Consider the following 18,841-nt stretch of genomic DNA (forward strand, 5'->3'; position numbering starts at 1 on the left):
GTATAAAAAGTATTAAATCAAAGATACTAAATTCTGCAATTACATAAATTTTGATGCGATACTATTAATATTTTAGTTCTTTAGTTTTAGTCTTTAGTTATTGTATATTTATTGTAATTTTTCTCTAATTGGCGATAACATTTCAATTAATTCCTCTGCAACAGCATTTTTTAAGTCCATTGGGTGCAATTTTCCTTCAGTAAATATTTTTTCTAATTCCTCATAACTATTAACCACCAAGTCCCCGCCATACTTCTCTGGTCTCTTTATTGTTAAAGGATATTCAAGGAAGTATTTTGCTATCTCCATGATTGGATTGCCCTCAACAACTTTTGCTGGACAATAAGCCTTTTTTATCTTACTTTTAATAACATCTGGTTCATCATCAACAGCTATAAAGTTCCCCTTTGATGAGCTCATCTTTCCTTCTCCATCCAAACCAGTTAACACTGGGTTGTGTATGCAAACAGGTGCTTTATAGCCCAAACTTGGCAAGAGTTCTCTTGCGAGCATGTGTATCTTCCTCTGCTCCATTCCACCAACAGCAACATCAACATTGAGATGCTTTATGTCATTAACTTGCATAATTGGGTAAATAACCTCTGCAACCTTTGGATTCTCATCTTCTCTTGCTATAACTTCCATACTTCTTCTTGCTCTTTTTAATGTGGTTTTTAAAGCAAGTTTATAAACATCTAAGGTGTATTCTTTATCCAACTGAAACTCACTCCCATAAACATACTCTGCCTTAACCCCCATTGCTTCAAAACATCTCTTGTTGTATTCCGCTAATTCTTTAATTTCTTCCATAGTTCCTTTCTGATTTAAGTAAGCATGTAAATCAGCAAGCAATATAACAACATCAAATCCCGCATTCTGCAAGTCAATCATCTTTCTTATTTGCAAGTAATGTCCTAAATGTATCTTTCCACTTGGTTCAAATCCAATGTATGCCCTCTTATCTTTCTTCTCCATAACTTCCTTTAATTCTTCAACAGATACTACTTCCAAAGTATTTTTTAATATATCATCAATCATAGTTTTTCCCTCCCTTATATTTAACGGCAAAACCCAAGGTTTTGCCAAATATTTTTTGATTATGCACAATAGCCACTTATAACGCAAATGGCTATATATAAACCCCAAAAAATAAATAGGTAATGTTAATGTTTAATGTAAGGGATTATGGACGAAAATTTTTATACTCCATCTTATATATTTAATTTGGTGAGAAAATGAGAAAAGTCATTACTGCAAAAACATCATGTAGTGAAGAAATGCTTGAAATTTGCGATAGAATATCAAAATTAAACATTGACTGCTTAATAGAATCAAGAGAAAATTTGTTGAGGATTAAGATTTTTGGTTATGACAAGGATTCAATTGTTGAAAATTACAGAACAATAGTATCAATAATAGAGAGAGTCCACAGAAAATATACAAAAGATGAAGAAGGAATGTATGAATATAGTTTAAGTGATTTGAAATATCCTGTAAACAAGGATTTAATAATCGATACCTTAAAAGCTTTAGGTCATAATGTTAAGTATTTAAAGGAAGAAGGTGTTATTAAAACTTCACTTGAATTGGATAAGTTAAATGAAATTTTATGTGAGTTGAATGAAATTTATGGGGAACTTGCATTTAGAAACATTGGTTCAAAACCAGTAAAGAATGTTATTGTTCTTGCGGCCTATTTAACTGGTAAAGACGTTGATGAGGTAATTGAAGAAGGACTCGAAAAGGAATTTTTCAGGGAAGAAAATGGAAGAATCGTATTAAATAAAGATATAAAGTTGGCAAAAAAGGAACTCGCAGGAATAGAAGTCGAAAAACAATAAATTAAAGTTAATTTAATGTAAATTTAATTTAAAATTTTTTCTTTTAATTTTCATAAAATAAAGGAGGAGATAAATTATGGACAAAAAAATGGTAAAAATTTTAGAAAAAAAAGAAAATTTAATAGAAGTTGAGTTGTTAAATGAAGACCACTCATTGTGTAATGTGTTAAAGGATATTTTGCTAAATAAAGATGGTGTTTTGATGGCCTCCTATTCAATAGACCACCCAGTTTTAGACCCCAACACCGGAAGATATATATCAAACCCAAAGTTATTGGTTAAGACCAAAGAAGGTATTAATGCAGAAGAAGTTTTAAAAGAGGCACTAAAGGATTTAATAAAGATGTGTGACGAATTATTACAGAACATAAACTAAGGATAAAATATAAAAAACATGAGGACAGTTAAAGTTAAATACCTCTTATGATATTAATTAGGCATAATATCAATCTATTAAATTTTTAGCATGCATACAAATCAATAACAAATCTACTTTTTTCAATACATTATTTTAAAAATTAAAGAATAAACAATCACGTATGGTTAAAAATCGTAATTTTTAGCTAAGCTATCTTTGCAGTAATATTTATATAATAGGTTATGTATAGTAATGATGCTCTATACACTAATTAAAGGGAGGCAATAGCATGGACAGAGAAAAGATATTGCAAGCAGTGAAGGAGGCTCGCCGCCTTGCGAAGCCGCGAAACTTCACACAGTCATTCGACTTAGTAGTGAACCTCAAGGAATTGGACCTATCAAGGCCAGAGAACAGGTTAAAAGAAGAAGTAGTATTGCCTCATGGAAGAGGTAAAGAAGCAAAAATCGCGGTTATCGCAAAAGGGGATTTGGCGGCTCAGGCAGAAGAATTAGGTTTAACTGTTATTAGAGAAGAGGAATTAGAAGAATTAGGTAAAGACAAAAGAAAAGCAAGAAAGGTTGCAAATGCTCATGATTTCTTCATAGCTCAGGCGGACATGATGCCTTTGGTTGGTAGATACCTTGGTCCAATATTAGGTCCAAGAGGGAAGATGCCAAAACCAGTTCCTGCAAATATCAATTTAAAGCCATTAGTTGAAAGACTTAAAAAGACAGTTGTTGTAAACACAAGAGATAAACCAATATTCCATGTTTTAGTCGGTAATGAAAAGATGAGTGATGAACAAGTTGCTGAAAATATCGAGGCCATATTAAACACAGTCGCTAAGAAATACGAGAAGGGGCTTTACCACGTTAAAAGTGCATATGTAAAACTCACAATGGGGCCAGCAGTTAAAATAGAAAAATAAGGGGATGGAAAAAATGACATCAGCAGTAGCAACACAACGTAAAATTGCCCCTTGGAAAATTGAGGAGGTAAAGACATTAAAGGAACTCCTCAAAAGTAAACCTGTCGTAGCAATAGTTGACATGATGGAAGTTCCTGCAAGACAGCTCCAAGAGATTAGAGATAAGATTAGAGGAAAGATGATTTTAAGAATGTCAAGAAACTCACTAATCATAAGAGCAATCAAAGAAGTTGCTGAAGAAACAAACAATCCTGAATTTGCTAAACTCGCTGACTATGTTGAGAAAGGGGCAGCAATCCTTGTTACAGATATGAACCCATTCAAGTTATTCAAAGAATTAGAAGCAAGTAAAACACCTGCTCCTATAAAAGGAGGAGCAATCGCACCTTGTGACATTAAAGTCCAAAAAGGTTCAACAGGGATGCCTCCAGGTCCATTCCTTGGAGAGCTTAAAAGTGTAGGTATTCCAGCAGCAATTGAAAAAGGTAAAATTGTAATTAAAGAAGATAAAGTTGTTGTTAAAGCAGGAGAAGTTGTTTCACACAAACTTGCTACAATTCTCTCCACATTAGGAATTAAACCAATAAAAGTTGGGTTAAACTTACTCGCTGCTTACGAAGATGGAATTATCTACACACCAGATGTATTGAAAATCGACGAAGAAGAATTCATTTCAAAAATACAAAATGCATACATGCATGCAGTCAACTTATCAGTTAATGCAGCAATTCCAACAAAAGCAACAATCGAAATGCTCATTCAAAAAGCATTCCTCAATGCAAGAGCAGTGTCTGTTGAAAGTGCATTCCTCACAGATAAAACAGCAAGTGACATTATTGGTAAAGCATACGCACAAATGTTGGCTCTTGCTGGAAAACTTAGTGATGATGCATTAGATGACGACTTAAGAGAAAGACTATCGGCAAGTGCAAGTGCTGCTGCTCCAGCTCCAGCAGCAGAAGAGAAAAAAGAAGAAGAGAAAAAAGAAGAGAAGAAAGATGACACCGCAACGGCAGCAGCAGGTTTAGCATTGTTGTTCTAAAACCCAAAATACCATATTTTTCTTAAGGAGTATGTCACCGAAAAATATATATAAGATACTGAAAAATACAAGAAAAACTAATTAAAACTTTATGTATGGAAAACATAACAACTAATTTAAGAAACACATATATAATTGTGGAGGTGTAGTTTATGGAATACGTATACGCAGCATTATTATTACACGCTGCTGGAAAAGAAATTACAGAAGATGCTGTCAAAGCAGTTTTAAGTGCAGCAGGTGTTGAAGTCGATGAGGCAAGAGTCAAAGCATTAGTTGCTGCATTAGAAGGAGTAAACATTGACGAAGCTATCGAAAACGCTGCAATGCCGGTTGCTGCTGCAGCTCCAGCTGCTGCTGCAGCTCCAGCAGCAGAAGAGAAAAAAGAAGAAGAGAAAAAAGAAGAGAAGAAAGATGACACAGCAGCTGCTGCAGCTGGACTTGCTGCATTGTTCGGATAAACGAAATTTCTTTCTTTTTTTATTTTATTTTAGAGACTTTAATCCACATATTTAGATATTTTTATGTTTTTGATTTTTTGATGTAAATTTTTTAATGTGACTATTTATACATCTATGCAACTAAATTTTTTGGTATTGTTAAAAACATTTATATATTTTATAAATCAAAAAGACTATTACTATATAAACAACATGGTGAAATCATGGAGCCAAAAATAAAAATTGTTAATGTTGTTGTCTCCACACAAATAGGCAGCGATATTGATTTAGAAGAGGCAGCATTGATATTAGACAACGCAGAATACGAACCAGAACAATTCCCAGGATTAGTTTGTAGATTATCAGATCCAAAAGTAGCTTTATTAATATTTAGAAGTGGTAAAGTAAATTGTACGGGGGCTAAAAGTAAAGAGGAGGCAGAAGTGGCAATTAAAAAGATAATTAAAGAGCTAAAGGATGCGGGGATGGATATAATCGATAATCCAGAAGTAAAAGTTCAGAACATGGTTGCTACTGCTGATTTGGGAATTGAACCTAACTTAGATGATATAGCATTGATGATTGAGGGTACTGAATATGAGCCAGAACAATTCCCAGGATTAGTTTATAGGTTAGACGATCCTAAAGTCGTGGTCTTAATATTTGGTAGTGGTAAAGTAGTTATAACTGGATTAAAAAGAGAAGAAGATGCAGAGATTGCATTAAATAAAATATTAGAAACTTTAAGAGAAATTGAAGAAATAATATAAAATATAAAAAACTAAGAAAACTTCAAAGACATCTATTTTCATTTTGTTCGTATAGATTTTATCGGTTACTCTTTATTTAATGTTTATTTTTTTATTGAATTATTGAATTAATAATAGCGGGGATGTTTATGATAGCAATAATCGACTACAATGCTGGAAATTTGAGGAGTATTAAAAAAGCCGTTGAATTATATGAGAAAAATGTGGTAATTACAAATGATAAGGAAGAAATTCTAAGTGCTGATAAAGTAATTCTTCCTGGTGTTGGTAACTTTGGAGATGCAATGAAAAATTTGGAAAATTTAAAGGATGCAATCTATGCCATTGTAAAAGAGGGTGTTCCATTTTTAGGTATTTGTTTGGGAATGCAGTTGCTCTTAGAGGAAAGTGAGGAATGTAAAGATACAAAAGGTCTTGGTATTATAAAGGGGAATGTGATAAAATTTAAAAATGTCGATAAAATACCACACATGGGATGGAACAACGTAAAAAAAGTAAGAGACATTCCTTTATTTGAAAATATAAAAGATAATGAATACTTCTACTTTGTGCATTCCTACTATGTGAATCCAACAGAGAAAGATGTGATAGCAGGGACATGCGATTATGGCGTAGAGTTCCCATGTGTTATTAATAAAGATAACGTTTATGCCACCCAATTCCACCCAGAAAAAAGCGGAAAAGTTGGATTGAAGATGATAGAAAATTTTGTTGAATTGATCTAAATGAAACTTTAGAAAAGTTTCATCAAAAGGGATGCACTGCCTCGCTTCGCTCGGTAGTGCCTCTTAGGGAGTTTAATATCATCTATTAAATTTCTTAATTTTGTTTTCTTGCTTTTATATACCCCCTGTTGAATTTTGGTACTAGAAAATTGGAAAAAAGTATTACTGATTTTTTCAAATTAAAATTGAGATTTTTTAATTATTTTAGTTTTTTGGTTTTATTTTGTATGTTTTAAGTTTGAGTTGGTTTTGGATTGTGTAAAATCTCTGCTAATTATTGAGATTTATTGGAGTGGTTGTGCATTGGATTTATAAATAATTTGCACAATCTTTCTTACTCTTATAAAGGGTTTGATAATCATACAGTAAGAAAATTCGGGTTGAAAAAGAAAGATTTATATAGGAGTTTGGGCATAAAATAAGGATGAAGTTATAGGGTTTGAATTACTCATCCATTAAAACAAGGATGGAAACGAACAAGAACCATACGACCTTGCGGCAATTTTTGGTGTTTGAATTACTCATCCATTAAAACAAGGATGGAAACTCCCAACCTCCTTCTCCAAGTTCTCAAATATCTTTCTGTTTGAATTACTCATCCATTAAAACAAGGATGGAAACTATATTCAAATTCTCTGTCTGCTATCTTATCAATAGTTTGAATTACTCATCCATTAAAACAAGGATGGAAACTCAATTAACTGGTAATAGTCGCAAACTATATTTTTTCCCTCGTTTGGATTGCTTATCCATTAAAACAAGGATGGAAACATCCCTGCTTCTGTTATATAACTTCCGTAAATTCTAGTTTGAATTGCTTATCCATTAAAACAAGGATGGAAACAGATAATATTAACTCTTTGTGTCTTAATGCCAAATCGTTTGAATTGCTTATCCATTAAAACAAGGATGGAAACCGTATGCTTCAACACCTGCTTTGTATTCATCTACAGGTTTGAATACCTCATCCATTAAAACAAGGATGGAAACAAATCTTTTCCGCTGGCGGGCTCCCAGCCAACCAGCCTGTTTGAATACCTCATCCATTAAAACAAGGATGGAAACTGAATAATGTTAAAAATTTCATCTAAATTTGTGTCACCGTTTGAATTACTCATCCATTAAAACAAGGATGGAAACTATGCATAGAAATTATTATCTTTTATTTTTTGTATTATTGTTTGAATTACTCATCCATTAAAACAAGGATGGAAACATTGTTTTGTTATTTTAAGTGGTAATGATAGTAATTATTTATGTGTATAATTGGAAAAATGTTATTGGTGGTATGTATAGGATTTGTAAAATATACTATGATGTTTTTTGGTGTTGGTTTTTTATTGTCGTTAATAATATTGTATGTTGATATTTATGTAGTTAGAATATTTTTGGGTATAATACTTGCTTTATTGTGGTTTGTTTATATTTGGTATGTTGCTTATAAGATACTTGTTAGTAAGTATTGTTGGATTATTTTATTGCCAGTGTTGTTGTTAGCATTGATGAGTGGTATAATTCCGTTTATATTATTGGTACTTTGGATATATGTTTGTAGAGTTATTACAATTTCATCTAAAAGGTCGCTTGAAAAGAAAGGCATATATAATTTGTTTGATTTGATTAGATATATTAGAAAATCAAGTAAAAAGTAGCGTGGGTGATAAAATATGCATGTTTATGATGAAAAAGTTTATGTTTATTATGTGGATAGGTTGATTACCTATAATGATTTGTTTGTATTTGGTAATAAAGTGTTTGAATTACTTATCCATTAAAACAAGGATGGAAACTGAAAATTGTGGTTAAATGAAATACTTCATTCAATTAAATTATTCTCTTTTAATTTGCTCTTTGCTTTTCTTTTTAGATAAAAGTTTCCTAAAATACCAGCAATTAATGGCAAAGGAGTCGCAATATAGATTAAACCTCCAAACATTGCAAGGAGTTTTTTGTGAAATCTTATATTCAACGTTGGATTCTTAAACATCATGGATTTTATTAGGGCTTTTTCTGACACATAGACGATATTGTAACTCCACAGTATAATGTCAGATAGTGGCGTTGGATGTCCTCCAAAGGATGTTTTTCTCCTAATTATTGCCTCATATAAATCATCTGCACAATTTCCTTCAAAGTTAGTATATCCATTCCCAATCATTTTGGCAAGATGGGCATCACTACTTCCTATAAATGCCACAGGCTTTTTATGGTAGTTTTTAGTGACCTTTTCCAACGCAATGTTATTCACAATACCGTCTCTATGATATGCATTAAAAACCTCAACACCATCCAATTTCAGATCAAAAATTTTGTCGTTTAATGCCTTACAAATAGGACTATATGGATGGGGAGCAATTGCCAACCCTCCTTGCTCATGAATCTTTTCTATTGTTTCTTCAGCAGATAATCCGCTCTGTATTTCTTCATTTAAAAACAATCCAATAATCTCCCCATCTTTTGACATGATTTCGCTACCTACAATAACCTCAACACCAAACTCTTTTTCAAGTTTTTTTGTCTCAATGCCACCTCTTATTGTGTTGTGGTCTGTAACTGCAATAACATCTATTTTATTTTTTTTGGCATATTTCATAATTCTTCTCGGCTCTTCAACAGAATCTGGAAACTTTAACCCCATATATTTCATTATTCCAGAATATTTTGAATGTATATGCAAATCTGCCCTCATAACGTTCCCCGCAATTAATTAAAATTTTAGCCAAATAACTTTAAGACATGTGGAATTTTTTCAATAATGTCTATTGGAGTGTAGTAATATCCTTTCTCCTTCAAAAGCAAATCTCCAGCATAACCATTTATAAAGCATCCACAACATGCAGATAGGAAAGCTTCATTTTTAGCATATAATCCCCCAATAATCCCACATAAAATATCCCCAGTCCCTCCAACAGTCATTCCACTATTACCAGTTTTGTTTATTTTTACGTTATTTTTGTTGAATATTACATCATACCTTCCTTTTAACACAATAGTTGAAGATGGGAGGTTATCAAGATTTATTCCCATGTATTCAAACTCTCTTCTATGTGGAGTAAATATAAAATTCTCTCTAAATTCAAATCCCTCATACTCAATAACCTTTATAGCATCTGCATCAATAACAACCTTTTTATTGCCTATTCTCTCCAAAAATCCATTTACAAATGCTTTAGTTTCTTCATTAACCCCAAGTCCATTCCCTAAAACTATGCAGTCAAATTTTTTAGAAATTTCTATTAATTTGTCTATGCATTTTTCTCCAATGTAATCCCCCTTCAATTTGTATGTTATCAATTCTGGATTGGTTATCTTTTTAACAACATCCTTTACCGATGCCACAGCAACGAGATCCGCAATTTTTAATGCCGCTAATGCTGTTAAAATTGGTGCCCCAAAGAACTCCTTTGAACCTCCAATAACCAAAACTTTCCCATTTTCCCCTTTGTGAGAATTTGGGTCTCTTTTTGATAGTGCCTTTAAATCTCCCCAACCTACTATATATTCTGCCTCTTTTGGGATGCCTATTGGTTTTACAATAGCGTTTTCTTTGTTTATAGTTTTTCTTTTGTGGAAAGTAATAACTTTATCAGCATTTAGATCTCCAGTTTCAACATCAACGCTTATGATTTTTATGTTGTCATTCTTTTTCTTTATCTCATTTAATTTCTCTACCACTGTTTTGTATGGCTCCCTAAGTTCTCCTCTAATTCCAGTTCCGAGCATTGCATCAACAATGATGGCTTTATCTAAATTTTCTATTTCATTTAAAATCTCAAGAATTTCATTTTGATGTGTGACATTTTTAATACTGATATCCCCAAATTCAGCAAGATTTTTTAAAATTTTGAAGTTTTCTCTCGCCTCATAAGTTTTTATATTTTCTTCCTTGCCAAGGAGTATAACACTGCAATTGCCCAAGTGCCTTGCAGCGGCGAATCCATCTCCACCATTGTTTCCAGTTCCACAGAAGATGAATATAGGCACTTCTCCCAACTCTACTTTAAATTTATTAACTTCCTCAGCCACACATTTCCCAGCATTTTCCATCAACAATATTCTTGAAATTCCAAGATATTCACAGTTGTTGTCAATTATTTCCATTTCTTTTGGAGAAATGATGTCTTTTTCTTTTATTTTTTTAGTTAAGATTTTAAAAAGTTCTAAATTGTCCATATCATCACCATGGGGTATCTAACTCAAGTTTGTAATTTTTACAGAGAACATTTATTGCCTTTATACAATCTTCAAGTGCATACTTCAAAATCTCAATGGATTTTTCTCCATAGTCATCAACATTTATCGTAAAAGTACATGATTCTTCATCTTTTTCTATTGTTAATTTTCCAAAGTATACCTTATCATCTTCCACATACTCAAAGTAGGTTATATAAACGTCATCCCCCTCATATCTCCATGTTAATTTCGTAGAATATCCATAGAGTTGGGGATAAGTCAAATACATATCAAATGAAAGTGGTGGTTTTAACTTTCCTACAACCTTATGCTCACTTGTCCTGTCTTCTACAAAAATTATCATTGTTTTCACACTCCAAATTTAAAATAATACAAGATTTATTTATCGAGTTGATGGTATAAATCTTTAACTACAATCGTTTGTGAAATTTTCTACCATATGCTAAACTAAAACTATAAAAATCAGAATACAAAAAATTTTAATAGTAAATTTTCAATGGTTTTTCGAGGGGGAAAATGAAAAATTTTGACGCGATTTTTAATCCAAAATCAATTGCTATCATAGGAGCATCAAAAACAGAGGGGAAGGTTGGCTATTCTATAATGAAAAACCTCATGTCTTTTGATGGAAAGCTATATCCAGTAAACCCAAAGTATGATGAGATTTCTGGGCTAAAATGTTACAAATCTGTCTTAGATATAGACGATGAGATTGACTTGGCAATAGTTGTTGTTCCCGCCCAGGCTGTTCCAAAGGTTATGGAAGAATGTGGGGAGAAAGGGGTTAAAGGGGCAGTTATAATATCTGCTGGATTTTCTGAAGTTGGAAATTATGAGTTAGAGGAAGAAGTGAAAAAAATTATAAAAAAATACAATATTGCAACAATTGGACCTAATTGCCTTGGTATAATGAATACCTATCGCAATCTAAATACAACATTTGGGAAATTATTCCCAAACAAAGGAAATATATCCATAATATCTCAAAGTGGTGCTGTATTAACAGCAATATTGGATATCTCCCCTTTATTGAACCTTGGATTCTCAAAAATCGTGAGCATTGGCAATAAAATTGACGTCCAAGAAAGTGATTTAATGGAATATTTAATGACTGATGAAACCACAGAAGTTGTGGTTTTGTATATTGAGGGGTTAAAGGATAAGAGGTTTTTGAGTGTTGCAAAAAAACTATCGAAAGTAAAGCCCATTATTGCATTAAAAAGTGGAAGAACTGAGGAGGGGGCTAAAGCAGCATCTTCCCATACTGGAAGTTTGGCAGGAAGTGATGAGATTTACTCCGCGGCGTTTAGAGAAGGGGGGATCTTAAGGGCAGATACATTTGAGGAACTTGTGAATTTAATGCACATCTTTTCAACACAACCACTAATGAAGTTCAATGAAATTGGTATTGTTACAAATGCTGGTGGCTTTGGAGTCATGGCCGCAGATATGTGCAAGAAGTATGGTGTGAAGTTGGCGAATTTTGAGGAGAAAACAAAAGAAAAACTAAAAGAAAAACTCCCAAAAACTGCAACAATAAGTAATCCACTTGATATAATAGGGGACGCAGATACAGAGAGATATAAAAATGCAGTTAGCACTTTAATGGAAGATAAAAATGTAAGTGGGTTGTTAGTTATTTTAACCCCCCAAGAGATGACGAAGCCATTGGAGGTTGCTGAAGAAATTGTGAAATTAAAAGAATATTACAGAGAGAATGGCATAAAAAAACCCATCGTAACGTCTTTTGTTGGAGGAGCTTCAATAAAGGGAGCAAAAAGTTATTTAAGAAAAAATGGCATTCCAAGTTACATAACTCCTGAGGCAGGGATCGAGGCATTATCTTACCTCTACAAATACAGCAAAATGAAAACAAAAGAAGATTGGGATGAATACTTGGAAAAAATTAGAAAAGAGTTTGAAGAAATAAAAGACAATAACAAAGAGACAATTGAAAAATTATTTACTAATTTAAATGAATATACTGCAAAGAAATTTTTGAAACTCCACGGTATTCCAGTTCCAAAAGGATACATAGCAAAGAATAAAGAAGAAGCAATAAGATATGCAAAAGAACTTGGCAGTAGATTAGTTATGAAAATTGTCTCTCCAGATATATTGCATAAGTCAGATGCTGGATGTGTAATTATTAACCCTCAAGATGTTGGGAAAGCTTATGAAACAATTATCAACAATGCAAAGAGGTACTTTGAAGATCATGGGATTGATGGAGTTATTGAGGGGGTTTTGATTGAGGAGTTTGTTGATGGATTGGAAATAATTGTTGGTGGTAAGAGGGATGAGATTTTCGGGCCTGTTGTAATGACTGGATTAGGAGGGGTATTTGTTGAGGTATTAAAAGATGTTTCATTTGGAATATATCCAATAACAAAGGAATATGCCCATGAAATGTTAAAAGAATTAAAATCCTACAAAATATTGGAAGGAGTTAGGGGAAGACCGAAGAGGGACATTAAATCCATAGTTGATTTAATTGTAAAACTTGGAGTAATGATGGAACTGTATGATGAGATAAAGGAGATTGATATGAATCCTGTGTTTGTAAAAGAAGATGGAAAAGGATGTTGTGTAGGTGATGCGTTGATAATACTGAAAAAATAGATAAAAAATAAATAAAAAAGCAAAAACAAAAGATTAAATAAAAATAATTAAAACTGTGGAGGGTTTTTATAGTTGTGTGCGAATTTTTTTAAACTTATTATAAAAACTTATAAAATTTTAAGTTGTCATTTTTCCTCCTTTAAATTTTGAAATTGAGTATTTAATGCCTTATAAATTTTATTAAAGTTATGTTCAGTTTCTAACGCACACAACTATAACTAACCCGATCCCATTAGGGTTCTCGGGTTAGCACCCTCCACCATAACCTTTAACTGCTAAATATTCCCCGCGAAGGAAAGACCTCTTCAATATCAAATTTACCTCAGTTAAAAATTCTTTTGCTATCTTGTCAAGGTAAATCTTAAATTCACCATCATAGACCAGTTCATCTCCTTCGCGGGGCTCTTTCATAATCTCTACTCCAAATTTAGGCCCTCTTCAACCGAATCCTGCAAAGTATATAACTATGGAGTCGGCATTTGCCTGCTTCAATTTTTTCTTAATAAATTCCAATGCATCCTCAGATATGTTAACAGGTATCATAGCCATCACCATGAAGGTTTGACATTAAAATCTCTAATGGTTATTAGAATTTTCTCATATATAAATGTTATGATAAGGTTGTGTCATAAACTAACACATACGATATAAAAATAAGAGATAAAAAAACTTAAAAACCACTATCTATAAATACAGTAATAAGTTAAAATATAGTTATAAATATTATTAAGCAAACAGTATTTGTTTTTTGGTTAATGAATTGGTGAAAAACAAAATACAAACGAAATGCTAATAATTGATTTTCTTCAAAAATATTAAATAGTATACAAATTTAAAAAATTTGTGAATTTAAGATAATTGGAGGTAAAAGTATGCAAATGGTTCCAGCATCTGCTTATGACAGAGCAATTACAGTATTTAGCCCAGAGGGGAGGTTATACCAAGTAGAATATGCCAGAGAAGCCGTAAGAAGAGGAACTACAGCAATTGGAATAAAATGCAAAAACGGAGTAGTTTTAGCAGTGGATAGAAGAATAACAAGTAATTTAATTGAAATTAGTTCAATTGAAAAAATCTTCCAAATTGATGACCACATCGCAGCAGCAACATCAGGTTTAGTTGCAGATGCGAGAGTTTTAGTTGATAGAGCAAGAATTGAAGCACAAATAAATAGAGTTACTTATGGAGAACCGATAACTGTTGAAGCATTAGCAAAAAAAATCTGCGATATAAAGCAGGCATATACACAACATGGGGGGGCAAGACCTTTTGGTGTAGCACTTTTAATTGCTGGAATTGACAGGCACAGTGCGAGACTATTTGAAACAGACCCAAGTGGAGCTTTAATTGAATACAAAGCAACAGCAATAGGTTCTGGAAGACCAATTGCAATGGAAATTTTAGAGAAAAAGTACAATGAAAACCTAACTATTGAAGAAGCTATGGAGTTAGCCATATATGTGTTGAGTAAAACAACAGAGGAATTGAAACCTGAAAATGTGGATATGGTTGTTATAAAAGATGATGAAAAGATGGTGGAAAGAATTCCATACGAGAAAATTAAAGAATTAGTGGATACAGTTAAAGAAAAAATAAAACAGGAAAAAGAAAAGGAAAAACAGGAAGAAGAAAATAAAGAAGAAAACGGAGATAACACTGAGGAAAATAATGAAAAAGAAGAAAATCCACAATAAATTATGAAATATTTGAATTAAATAATGTTCAATATTAAGAATAAAATTGATTTTAATCCATGATTTTATAGTCGTTGCGTTATAATAGCCACAGCCATCAATGAAATGAAGGCATAAATTATGGTTTGATTTAAATTTTATACTTATTTATTATTCTTTCAAAGATTTTACTATGCCCAATTATATGAAAAGAATTACACAAACAGTTACATGCCAACTTTAAATATCTCTTCCGTTTTATGTTTTTTTGCTATTATAGTCGTGTGCGTTAGAAATTGGAAATATGCTATTGACAAAGTCATAAAGATTTATGCCTTATTTCAATTTTTTGGCAAAACCTTTTAGGTTTTGCCGTATATTTTAAGGAAGAATAAAGATTATTTAAAAATTCATTAATGCGTAAATACGTTTAAAAAATTTCGCACACGACTATATTTTGTATTTTGTTTGCAGTGTTAATAATATATGTTTTGATAATATCATGTATTGATAGAAAGATATATAAATAAAAAGAAGGGATTATTATGGTGTCCGTAGATAAGGCTGTTATTGCAAGATACCAATCACATGGAGAAAAGTTTGAAATATTGGTAGATCCTTACTTAGCTGCAAAACTTAAGGAAGGGCAAGATATAGACATTTCCGAGATTTTAGCCATTGAGGCCGTGTATAAAGATTCTGGAAAAGGGGAAAAGGCTTCAGAAGATGCACTGCTTAAAGTTTTTGGTACAACAGATGTTAAAGAAATTGCAAAACAAATTATATTAAAGGGACATGTCCAACTTACTGCTCAACAAAGAAAAGAGATGCAAGAACAAAAAAAGAAACAAATTATATCTTTAATTGCAAAAAACACTATAAATCCACAAACTGACACACCACATCCACCTAAGAGGATTGAAAAAGCTTTGGAAGAAGCTCGTGTTAACATAGATATTTACAAGAGTGCTGAAGAACAATTGCCACGTATAATAAAAGAACTTAGAAAGATATTACCAATCAAATTTGAAAAAAGGGATGTTGCTATTAAAATCCCTGCAGAATTTGCGGGAAGTGCATATCACATACTACATCAATATGGAACTGTAAAACAAGAAGAGTGGCAATCTGACGGTTCTTTAATTGTTGTTATAGAAATTCCAAGTGGTATTGAAGCAGAGTTTTACGCTCATTTAAATAAAGTTACAAAAGGAAATGTTCAAACAAAAGTCCTAAAAAGATATGACTTATAAAAACAAACAAAAAACAAAGATAAAAGAATTAAAAGGTGGTAGTAATGGCATTTAGTCACACAAAGAAAGTTGGGCCAGCAGGAAGATTTGGTGCAAGATACGGTAGAAAAATTAGAGTAAGAGTTAGAGATGTTGAAATAAAAGCAAAGAAAAAATACAAGTGTCCAGTTTGCGGATTCCAAAAATTAAGAAGAGTAAGTACTTCAATCTGGATGTGCGGTAAATGTGGAGCTAAAATTGCCGGAGGAGCTTACACTCCAGAAACAGGTGCAGGTAAAGTCGTTACAAAGGCAATTAGAAGAGTAATTGAAAGCAAGAAAAGAGAAATCTAAATAAATTTAACTTAACTACTTTTTTCTCTTCCAAACTAAAATTTTCCATAATGTTATTTTGCGGTGGGGAAGTATGACAGAGTATAAATGCATAAATTGTAAAAAAGTTGTAACTTTGGATGAAATTGGTTCAAAGGCAAAATGTCCTTACTGTAGTAGTAAAATCCTAATAAAATTAAGGCCTAAGACAGTTAAGTTAGTAAAGGCGAGGTAATATGAACAATATGATAATAACCACATCAAGAAAACCTTCCCAAAGAACAAGAAGTTTTGCTAATGATTTGGCCAGGGCTTTAAATGTTGAATATCTAACAAGAGGAAAAACTCCTTTAAGAGAGATTTTTGAGTATTACGACAAAGTTATCATCATTGAGGAATTCAAGGGAAATCCCGGAAAGTTAAAAATCTATGATGTTTTAAGGAATAGAATATTGTCAATGTTTATATCAATTAAATTACAAAAAGAAGTTTGTGGAGAAAGGGTGACTAACGATAACGGATTGGCAGTTAAATACACTGAAAATACAAAGGAATATTGTAATTTGTTTTTAGATTATGGATTTGAATTTGTAGAGGATAGTGATTTTGTTATGAGTTTTGAGAAGGTTAAATATCGCAATCCACCAACAGATAAAAACAAAATGGTTCTTTTCTCCATCCAGTTCTATAAGAATGATAGAAAAGTTGGACCATTAATAAGAGTCAAATCTATAAAGACATTTGATAAAATCGATGTTAAATAAATTAATAATGAAAATATTAAAATGGGAAAAAATGTCAAAGATAAATTCTTTTTGCCTGGAGATTGAGTTTGATTCTCCTGAGGAAGCCGAGGTTATTTATAAAGCTATACTATTGGATCATTTAGAATCTCAAATAAAATCAAAAGCAGATATGCAATTAAATGCCAATATTTTAAACATTCAGATTTTTGCCGAAGATTTAAGTATTTTAAGAGCGGCATTATATTCTTATTTAAGGTGGATAAAAGTTTCAGATAATATCTATAAAATCTGTAAAGGATAAACTATTTTAACCATTAAACATAAAGATAAATAAACAAATCAAAAAATAATTTTGGGTGAAAGTATGGAATTGCCACCAAGTGTACAAAGTCAAATTTTACAGTTCCAACAACTTCAACAACAATTACAAATGATTGTTATGCAAAAACAGCAAATAGAAGTGCAAACAAAAGAGATTGAAAAAGCTTTAGAAGAACTCGGAAAAGCTACAGGAGATGAAGTATATAAAATGGCTGGGGGCATTTTTGTCAAAAGAAATAAGGAAGATGTTAAAAAAGAATTAGAAGAGAAATTAGAAACTTTAAAATTGAGAATATCAACATTGGCTAAACAAGAAGAAAAAATGCAAAAAAGATTAAGCGAGTTGCAAGAAAAATTACAGCAGGCAATGGCATCCACTGCAGCACAATAAGAATTTAAGTTTTTCTAAGCTTAAATTTTGTTTTAATTATTATCTTTATTTATTTTTGTTTTTTTATTTTATTTTTTTTATTCATTTTAAATTTTTTGAATATTGGGCCATTTTGCTTTATATGAACACAAACCCAATAAAATTAAAAATATAACGACTTTATTTTTTGGTGACTACCATGGAGCCGCTCCAAGAAAACATCGAGAATCTACTAAAATTCTTAAAGAATGACGAAATTCTATTTTTATGCCACCACAATGCAGACCCTGATGCTGTAGGGGCGAGCATTGCATTGAAGTATCTTGCAAAAACACTAAATCCATCTGGGAATTTCAGAATATCAGCCAATTCTATAAGCAAACTGTCAAGAAATATTTTGGAAGAGGTTGATGAAGAAGTTGAAATAGTTGAATACCCAAAATTACCAAAAACAGTTGTTTTGGTAGATACTTCATCAACAAACCAGTTGAGCGTTGATGAGGATAAGTTAAAGGAGTGTGATGTTGTTTTAATTGACCACCACAAAAAGACAAACTTGGTTAATTTATGTAAATTTTATATTGTTGATGAAAAATCGCCATCCACATGCGAAATTGTCTCTGAAATTTTTAGGAAACTTGGCATCTATCCTCCAAAAAATATAAGGATTGCATTATTGTGTGGAATTTTGTATGACACAAAACACTTAAAACTTGCAAATGAAATGACATTTAGCATATTGGCGTGGCTTATAAAAGGCATAAGTTTCCAAAAAATCCTCTATCTCTTATCCCAAGAGAGTGATAAGAGTAAGAGAGTGGCTCATTTAAAGGCATGTAGTAGGATGGAGATTAGAGAGGTAGATGGCATTACTGTTGCTTTGTCTCATGTAAGTTCCCATGAAGCATCATCTGCAAAAACCATTGTTAGTATAGGGGCAGATATTGCATTTGTTGTAGCAGTTAGGAAAAGAGAAGAAGAGATAAGGGTTAGTGCAAGGTGTAGAAAGAGTGTCTCAAAAAAAGTTCATCTTGGCTCTTTAATGGAAAAAATAGGGAAAGAACTTGGAGGAGAAGGAGGAGGTCACGCAGAAGCGGCGGGTTTAAATGCACCTTATGATAAAAAGAAGAAAAATAAGGATGATGTTATAAAAGAGGTCTTAAATTTATGTTTTGAAATGTTTAAAAAAGAGTGGGAAAATATTCAATAACAAAACTTTTTAAAATAGCTGTGTGCGTTAAGAA

The 18,841-nt window shown here is 32.1% G+C and carries 22 protein-coding genes and 1 CRISPR repeat array; of the genes, 17 read left to right on the plus strand and 5 right to left on the minus strand.

The window, feature by feature from the left end; genetic code table 11:
- Positions 1 to 108: 108 nt before the first annotated feature.
- Positions 109 to 1,038, minus strand: a complete 930-nt coding sequence (locus METIG_RS04665; protein ID WP_013799083.1) for a tyrosine--tRNA ligase — start codon at positions 1,036 to 1,038, stop codon at positions 109 to 111.
- Between the two features lie 197 nt (positions 1,039 to 1,235).
- Here METIG_RS04665 and METIG_RS04670 point away from each other — a divergent pair, with 197 nt between their 5' ends.
- From METIG_RS04670 to METIG_RS04705, 8 genes are all read left to right on the plus strand, one after another.
- On the plus strand, positions 1,236 to 1,841 hold the full coding sequence (locus tag METIG_RS04670; RefSeq protein ID WP_013799084.1) for a DUF2067 family protein: 606 nt from the start codon (positions 1,236 to 1,238) through the stop codon (positions 1,839 to 1,841).
- Positions 1,842 to 1,917: 76 nt separating this feature from the next.
- Positions 1,918 to 2,217: a DNA-directed RNA polymerase subunit L gene (locus METIG_RS04675; protein WP_013799085.1), complete on the plus strand. Its 300-nt coding sequence runs from the start codon at positions 1,918 to 1,920 to the stop codon at positions 2,215 to 2,217.
- 271 nt (positions 2,218 to 2,488) lie between these two features.
- Complete coding sequence (locus tag METIG_RS04680) at positions 2,489 to 3,130, plus strand: 50S ribosomal protein L1 (protein ID WP_013799086.1); 642 nt, start codon at positions 2,489 to 2,491, stop codon at positions 3,128 to 3,130.
- Positions 3,131 to 3,143: 13 nt separating this feature from the next.
- Positions 3,144 to 4,172, plus strand: a complete 1,029-nt coding sequence (locus METIG_RS04685; RefSeq protein WP_013799087.1) for a 50S ribosomal protein L10 — start codon at positions 3,144 to 3,146, stop codon at positions 4,170 to 4,172.
- 152 nt (positions 4,173 to 4,324) lie between these two features.
- Positions 4,325 to 4,633, plus strand: coding sequence for a 50S ribosomal protein P1 (rpl12p, locus tag METIG_RS04690; RefSeq protein WP_013799088.1), 309 nt, complete (start codon positions 4,325 to 4,327; stop codon positions 4,631 to 4,633).
- A 203-nt stretch (positions 4,634 to 4,836) separates the two neighbouring features.
- Positions 4,837 to 5,382: a TATA-box-binding protein gene (locus METIG_RS04695; protein ID WP_013799089.1), complete on the plus strand. Its 546-nt coding sequence runs from the start codon at positions 4,837 to 4,839 to the stop codon at positions 5,380 to 5,382.
- Positions 5,383 to 5,510: 128 nt separating this feature from the next.
- Complete coding sequence (gene hisH, locus METIG_RS04700) at positions 5,511 to 6,107, plus strand: imidazole glycerol phosphate synthase subunit HisH (protein WP_013799090.1); 597 nt, start codon at positions 5,511 to 5,513, stop codon at positions 6,105 to 6,107.
- A 437-nt stretch (positions 6,108 to 6,544) separates the two neighbouring features.
- A CRISPR array of direct repeats spans positions 6,545 to 7,323; the repeat unit is 37 nt; unit sequence GTTTGAATACCTCATCCATTAAAACAAGGATGGAAAC.
- 58 nt (positions 7,324 to 7,381) lie between these two features.
- Positions 7,382 to 7,759, plus strand: coding sequence for a hypothetical protein (locus tag METIG_RS04705; RefSeq protein ID WP_157209548.1), 378 nt, complete (start codon positions 7,382 to 7,384; stop codon positions 7,757 to 7,759).
- Between the two features lie 164 nt (positions 7,760 to 7,923).
- On the opposite strand, the gene METIG_RS04710 is transcribed toward METIG_RS04705, so the two are convergent.
- The 3 genes from METIG_RS04710 to METIG_RS04720 are packed head-to-tail and all read right to left on the minus strand — an operon-like array spanning position 7,924 to position 10,644.
- Positions 7,924 to 8,796, minus strand: coding sequence for a PHP-associated domain-containing protein (locus METIG_RS04710; protein ID WP_013799093.1), 873 nt, complete (start codon positions 8,794 to 8,796; stop codon positions 7,924 to 7,926).
- 26 nt (positions 8,797 to 8,822) lie between these two features.
- Positions 8,823 to 10,280, minus strand: a complete 1,458-nt coding sequence (locus METIG_RS04715; protein ID WP_013799094.1) for a bifunctional ADP-dependent NAD(P)H-hydrate dehydratase/NAD(P)H-hydrate epimerase — start codon at positions 10,278 to 10,280, stop codon at positions 8,823 to 8,825.
- 4 nt (positions 10,281 to 10,284) lie between these two features.
- The gene (locus tag METIG_RS04720) at positions 10,285 to 10,644 is read right to left on the minus strand and encodes a hypothetical protein (RefSeq protein WP_013799095.1); all 360 of its coding nucleotides are present in this window, start codon (positions 10,642 to 10,644) and stop codon (positions 10,285 to 10,287) included.
- Between the two features lie 173 nt (positions 10,645 to 10,817).
- On the opposite strand from METIG_RS04720, the gene acs reads away from it, so the two are divergent.
- Complete coding sequence (gene acs, locus METIG_RS04725) at positions 10,818 to 12,923, plus strand: acetate--CoA ligase alpha subunit (RefSeq protein ID WP_013799096.1); 2,106 nt, start codon at positions 10,818 to 10,820, stop codon at positions 12,921 to 12,923.
- Between the two features lie 246 nt (positions 12,924 to 13,169).
- Here the strand turns inward: acs and METIG_RS09710 are convergent, their stop codons facing one another.
- Complete coding sequence (locus tag METIG_RS09710; RefSeq protein ID WP_255296110.1) at positions 13,170 to 13,466, minus strand: HesB-like protein; 297 nt, start codon at positions 13,464 to 13,466, stop codon at positions 13,170 to 13,172.
- A gap of 329 nt (positions 13,467 to 13,795) precedes the next feature.
- Here METIG_RS09710 and psmA point away from each other — a divergent pair, with 329 nt between their 5' ends.
- The 8 genes from psmA (at position 13,796) to METIG_RS04765 (ending at position 18,807) form a co-directional block, all read left to right on the plus strand.
- The gene (psmA, locus tag METIG_RS04730) at positions 13,796 to 14,617 is read left to right on the plus strand and encodes an archaeal proteasome endopeptidase complex subunit alpha (RefSeq protein WP_013799099.1); all 822 of its coding nucleotides are present in this window, start codon (positions 13,796 to 13,798) and stop codon (positions 14,615 to 14,617) included.
- Positions 14,618 to 15,141: 524 nt separating this feature from the next.
- The gene (locus METIG_RS04735; protein ID WP_013799100.1) at positions 15,142 to 15,849 is read left to right on the plus strand and encodes a ribosome assembly factor SBDS; all 708 of its coding nucleotides are present in this window, start codon (positions 15,142 to 15,144) and stop codon (positions 15,847 to 15,849) included.
- A gap of 44 nt (positions 15,850 to 15,893) precedes the next feature.
- Complete coding sequence (gene rpl37A / locus METIG_RS04740) at positions 15,894 to 16,181, plus strand: 50S ribosomal protein L37Ae (RefSeq protein ID WP_013799101.1); 288 nt, start codon at positions 15,894 to 15,896, stop codon at positions 16,179 to 16,181.
- Positions 16,182 to 16,254: 73 nt separating this feature from the next.
- Positions 16,255 to 16,395 (plus strand): DNA-directed RNA polymerase subunit P, encoded by a 141-nt coding sequence (locus METIG_RS04745; RefSeq protein WP_013799102.1) that lies wholly within the window; start codon positions 16,255 to 16,257, stop codon positions 16,393 to 16,395.
- A gap of 1 nt (position 16,396) precedes the next feature.
- On the plus strand, positions 16,397 to 16,924 hold the full coding sequence (locus tag METIG_RS04750) for a ribosomal biogenesis protein (protein ID WP_013799103.1): 528 nt from the start codon (positions 16,397 to 16,399) through the stop codon (positions 16,922 to 16,924).
- A gap of 7 nt (positions 16,925 to 16,931) precedes the next feature.
- The gene (locus tag METIG_RS04755) at positions 16,932 to 17,207 is read left to right on the plus strand and encodes a KEOPS complex subunit Pcc1 (RefSeq protein ID WP_245527592.1); all 276 of its coding nucleotides are present in this window, start codon (positions 16,932 to 16,934) and stop codon (positions 17,205 to 17,207) included.
- A gap of 63 nt (positions 17,208 to 17,270) precedes the next feature.
- Positions 17,271 to 17,618 carry a prefoldin subunit beta gene (locus tag METIG_RS04760; protein WP_013799105.1) on the plus strand — a complete coding sequence of 116 codons (348 nt, stop codon included), beginning with the start codon at positions 17,271 to 17,273 and terminating at the stop codon, positions 17,616 to 17,618.
- A gap of 178 nt (positions 17,619 to 17,796) precedes the next feature.
- Positions 17,797 to 18,807 (plus strand): DHH family phosphoesterase, encoded by a 1,011-nt coding sequence (locus METIG_RS04765; protein WP_013799106.1) that lies wholly within the window; start codon positions 17,797 to 17,799, stop codon positions 18,805 to 18,807.
- Positions 18,808 to 18,841: the final 34 nt, after the last annotated feature.

This window comes from Methanotorris igneus Kol 5 (assembly GCF_000214415.1).
In the GTDB taxonomy this organism is placed as follows: Archaea; AGJL01; Methanococci; order Methanococcales; family Methanococcaceae; genus Methanotorris; species Methanotorris igneus.

Coding starts and splice junctions, on each gene's coding strand:
- METIG_RS04665 (WP_013799083.1), bottom strand. CDS start 1,038: ATGATTGATGATATATTAAAAAATACTTTGGAAGTAGTATCTGTTGAA.
- METIG_RS04670 (WP_013799084.1), top strand. CDS start 1,236: ATGAGAAAAGTCATTACTGCAAAAACATCATGTAGTGAAGAAATGCTT.
- METIG_RS04675 (WP_013799085.1), top strand. CDS start 1,918: ATGGACAAAAAAATGGTAAAAATTTTAGAAAAAAAAGAAAATTTAATA.
- METIG_RS04680 (WP_013799086.1), top strand. CDS start 2,489: ATGGACAGAGAAAAGATATTGCAAGCAGTGAAGGAGGCTCGCCGCCTT.
- METIG_RS04685 (WP_013799087.1), top strand. CDS start 3,144: ATGACATCAGCAGTAGCAACACAACGTAAAATTGCCCCTTGGAAAATT.
- rpl12p (WP_013799088.1), top strand. CDS start 4,325: ATGGAATACGTATACGCAGCATTATTATTACACGCTGCTGGAAAAGAA.
- METIG_RS04695 (WP_013799089.1), top strand. CDS start 4,837: ATGGAGCCAAAAATAAAAATTGTTAATGTTGTTGTCTCCACACAAATA.
- hisH (WP_013799090.1), top strand. CDS start 5,511: ATGATAGCAATAATCGACTACAATGCTGGAAATTTGAGGAGTATTAAA.
- METIG_RS04705 (WP_157209548.1), top strand. CDS start 7,382: ATGTTATTGGTGGTATGTATAGGATTTGTAAAATATACTATGATGTTT.
- METIG_RS04710 (WP_013799093.1), bottom strand. CDS start 8,796: ATGAGGGCAGATTTGCATATACATTCAAAATATTCTGGAATAATGAAA.
- METIG_RS04715 (WP_013799094.1), bottom strand. CDS start 10,280: ATGGACAATTTAGAACTTTTTAAAATCTTAACTAAAAAAATAAAAGAA.
- METIG_RS04720 (WP_013799095.1), bottom strand. CDS start 10,644: ATGATAATTTTTGTAGAAGACAGGACAAGTGAGCATAAGGTTGTAGGA.
- acs (WP_013799096.1), top strand. CDS start 10,818: ATGAAAAATTTTGACGCGATTTTTAATCCAAAATCAATTGCTATCATA.
- psmA (WP_013799099.1), top strand. CDS start 13,796: ATGCAAATGGTTCCAGCATCTGCTTATGACAGAGCAATTACAGTATTT.
- METIG_RS04735 (WP_013799100.1), top strand. CDS start 15,142: ATGGTGTCCGTAGATAAGGCTGTTATTGCAAGATACCAATCACATGGA.
- rpl37A (WP_013799101.1), top strand. CDS start 15,894: ATGGCATTTAGTCACACAAAGAAAGTTGGGCCAGCAGGAAGATTTGGT.
- METIG_RS04745 (WP_013799102.1), top strand. CDS start 16,255: ATGACAGAGTATAAATGCATAAATTGTAAAAAAGTTGTAACTTTGGAT.
- METIG_RS04750 (WP_013799103.1), top strand. CDS start 16,397: ATGAACAATATGATAATAACCACATCAAGAAAACCTTCCCAAAGAACA.
- METIG_RS04755 (WP_245527592.1), top strand. CDS start 16,932: ATGAAAATATTAAAATGGGAAAAAATGTCAAAGATAAATTCTTTTTGC.
- METIG_RS04760 (WP_013799105.1), top strand. CDS start 17,271: ATGGAATTGCCACCAAGTGTACAAAGTCAAATTTTACAGTTCCAACAA.
- METIG_RS04765 (WP_013799106.1), top strand. CDS start 17,797: ATGGAGCCGCTCCAAGAAAACATCGAGAATCTACTAAAATTCTTAAAG.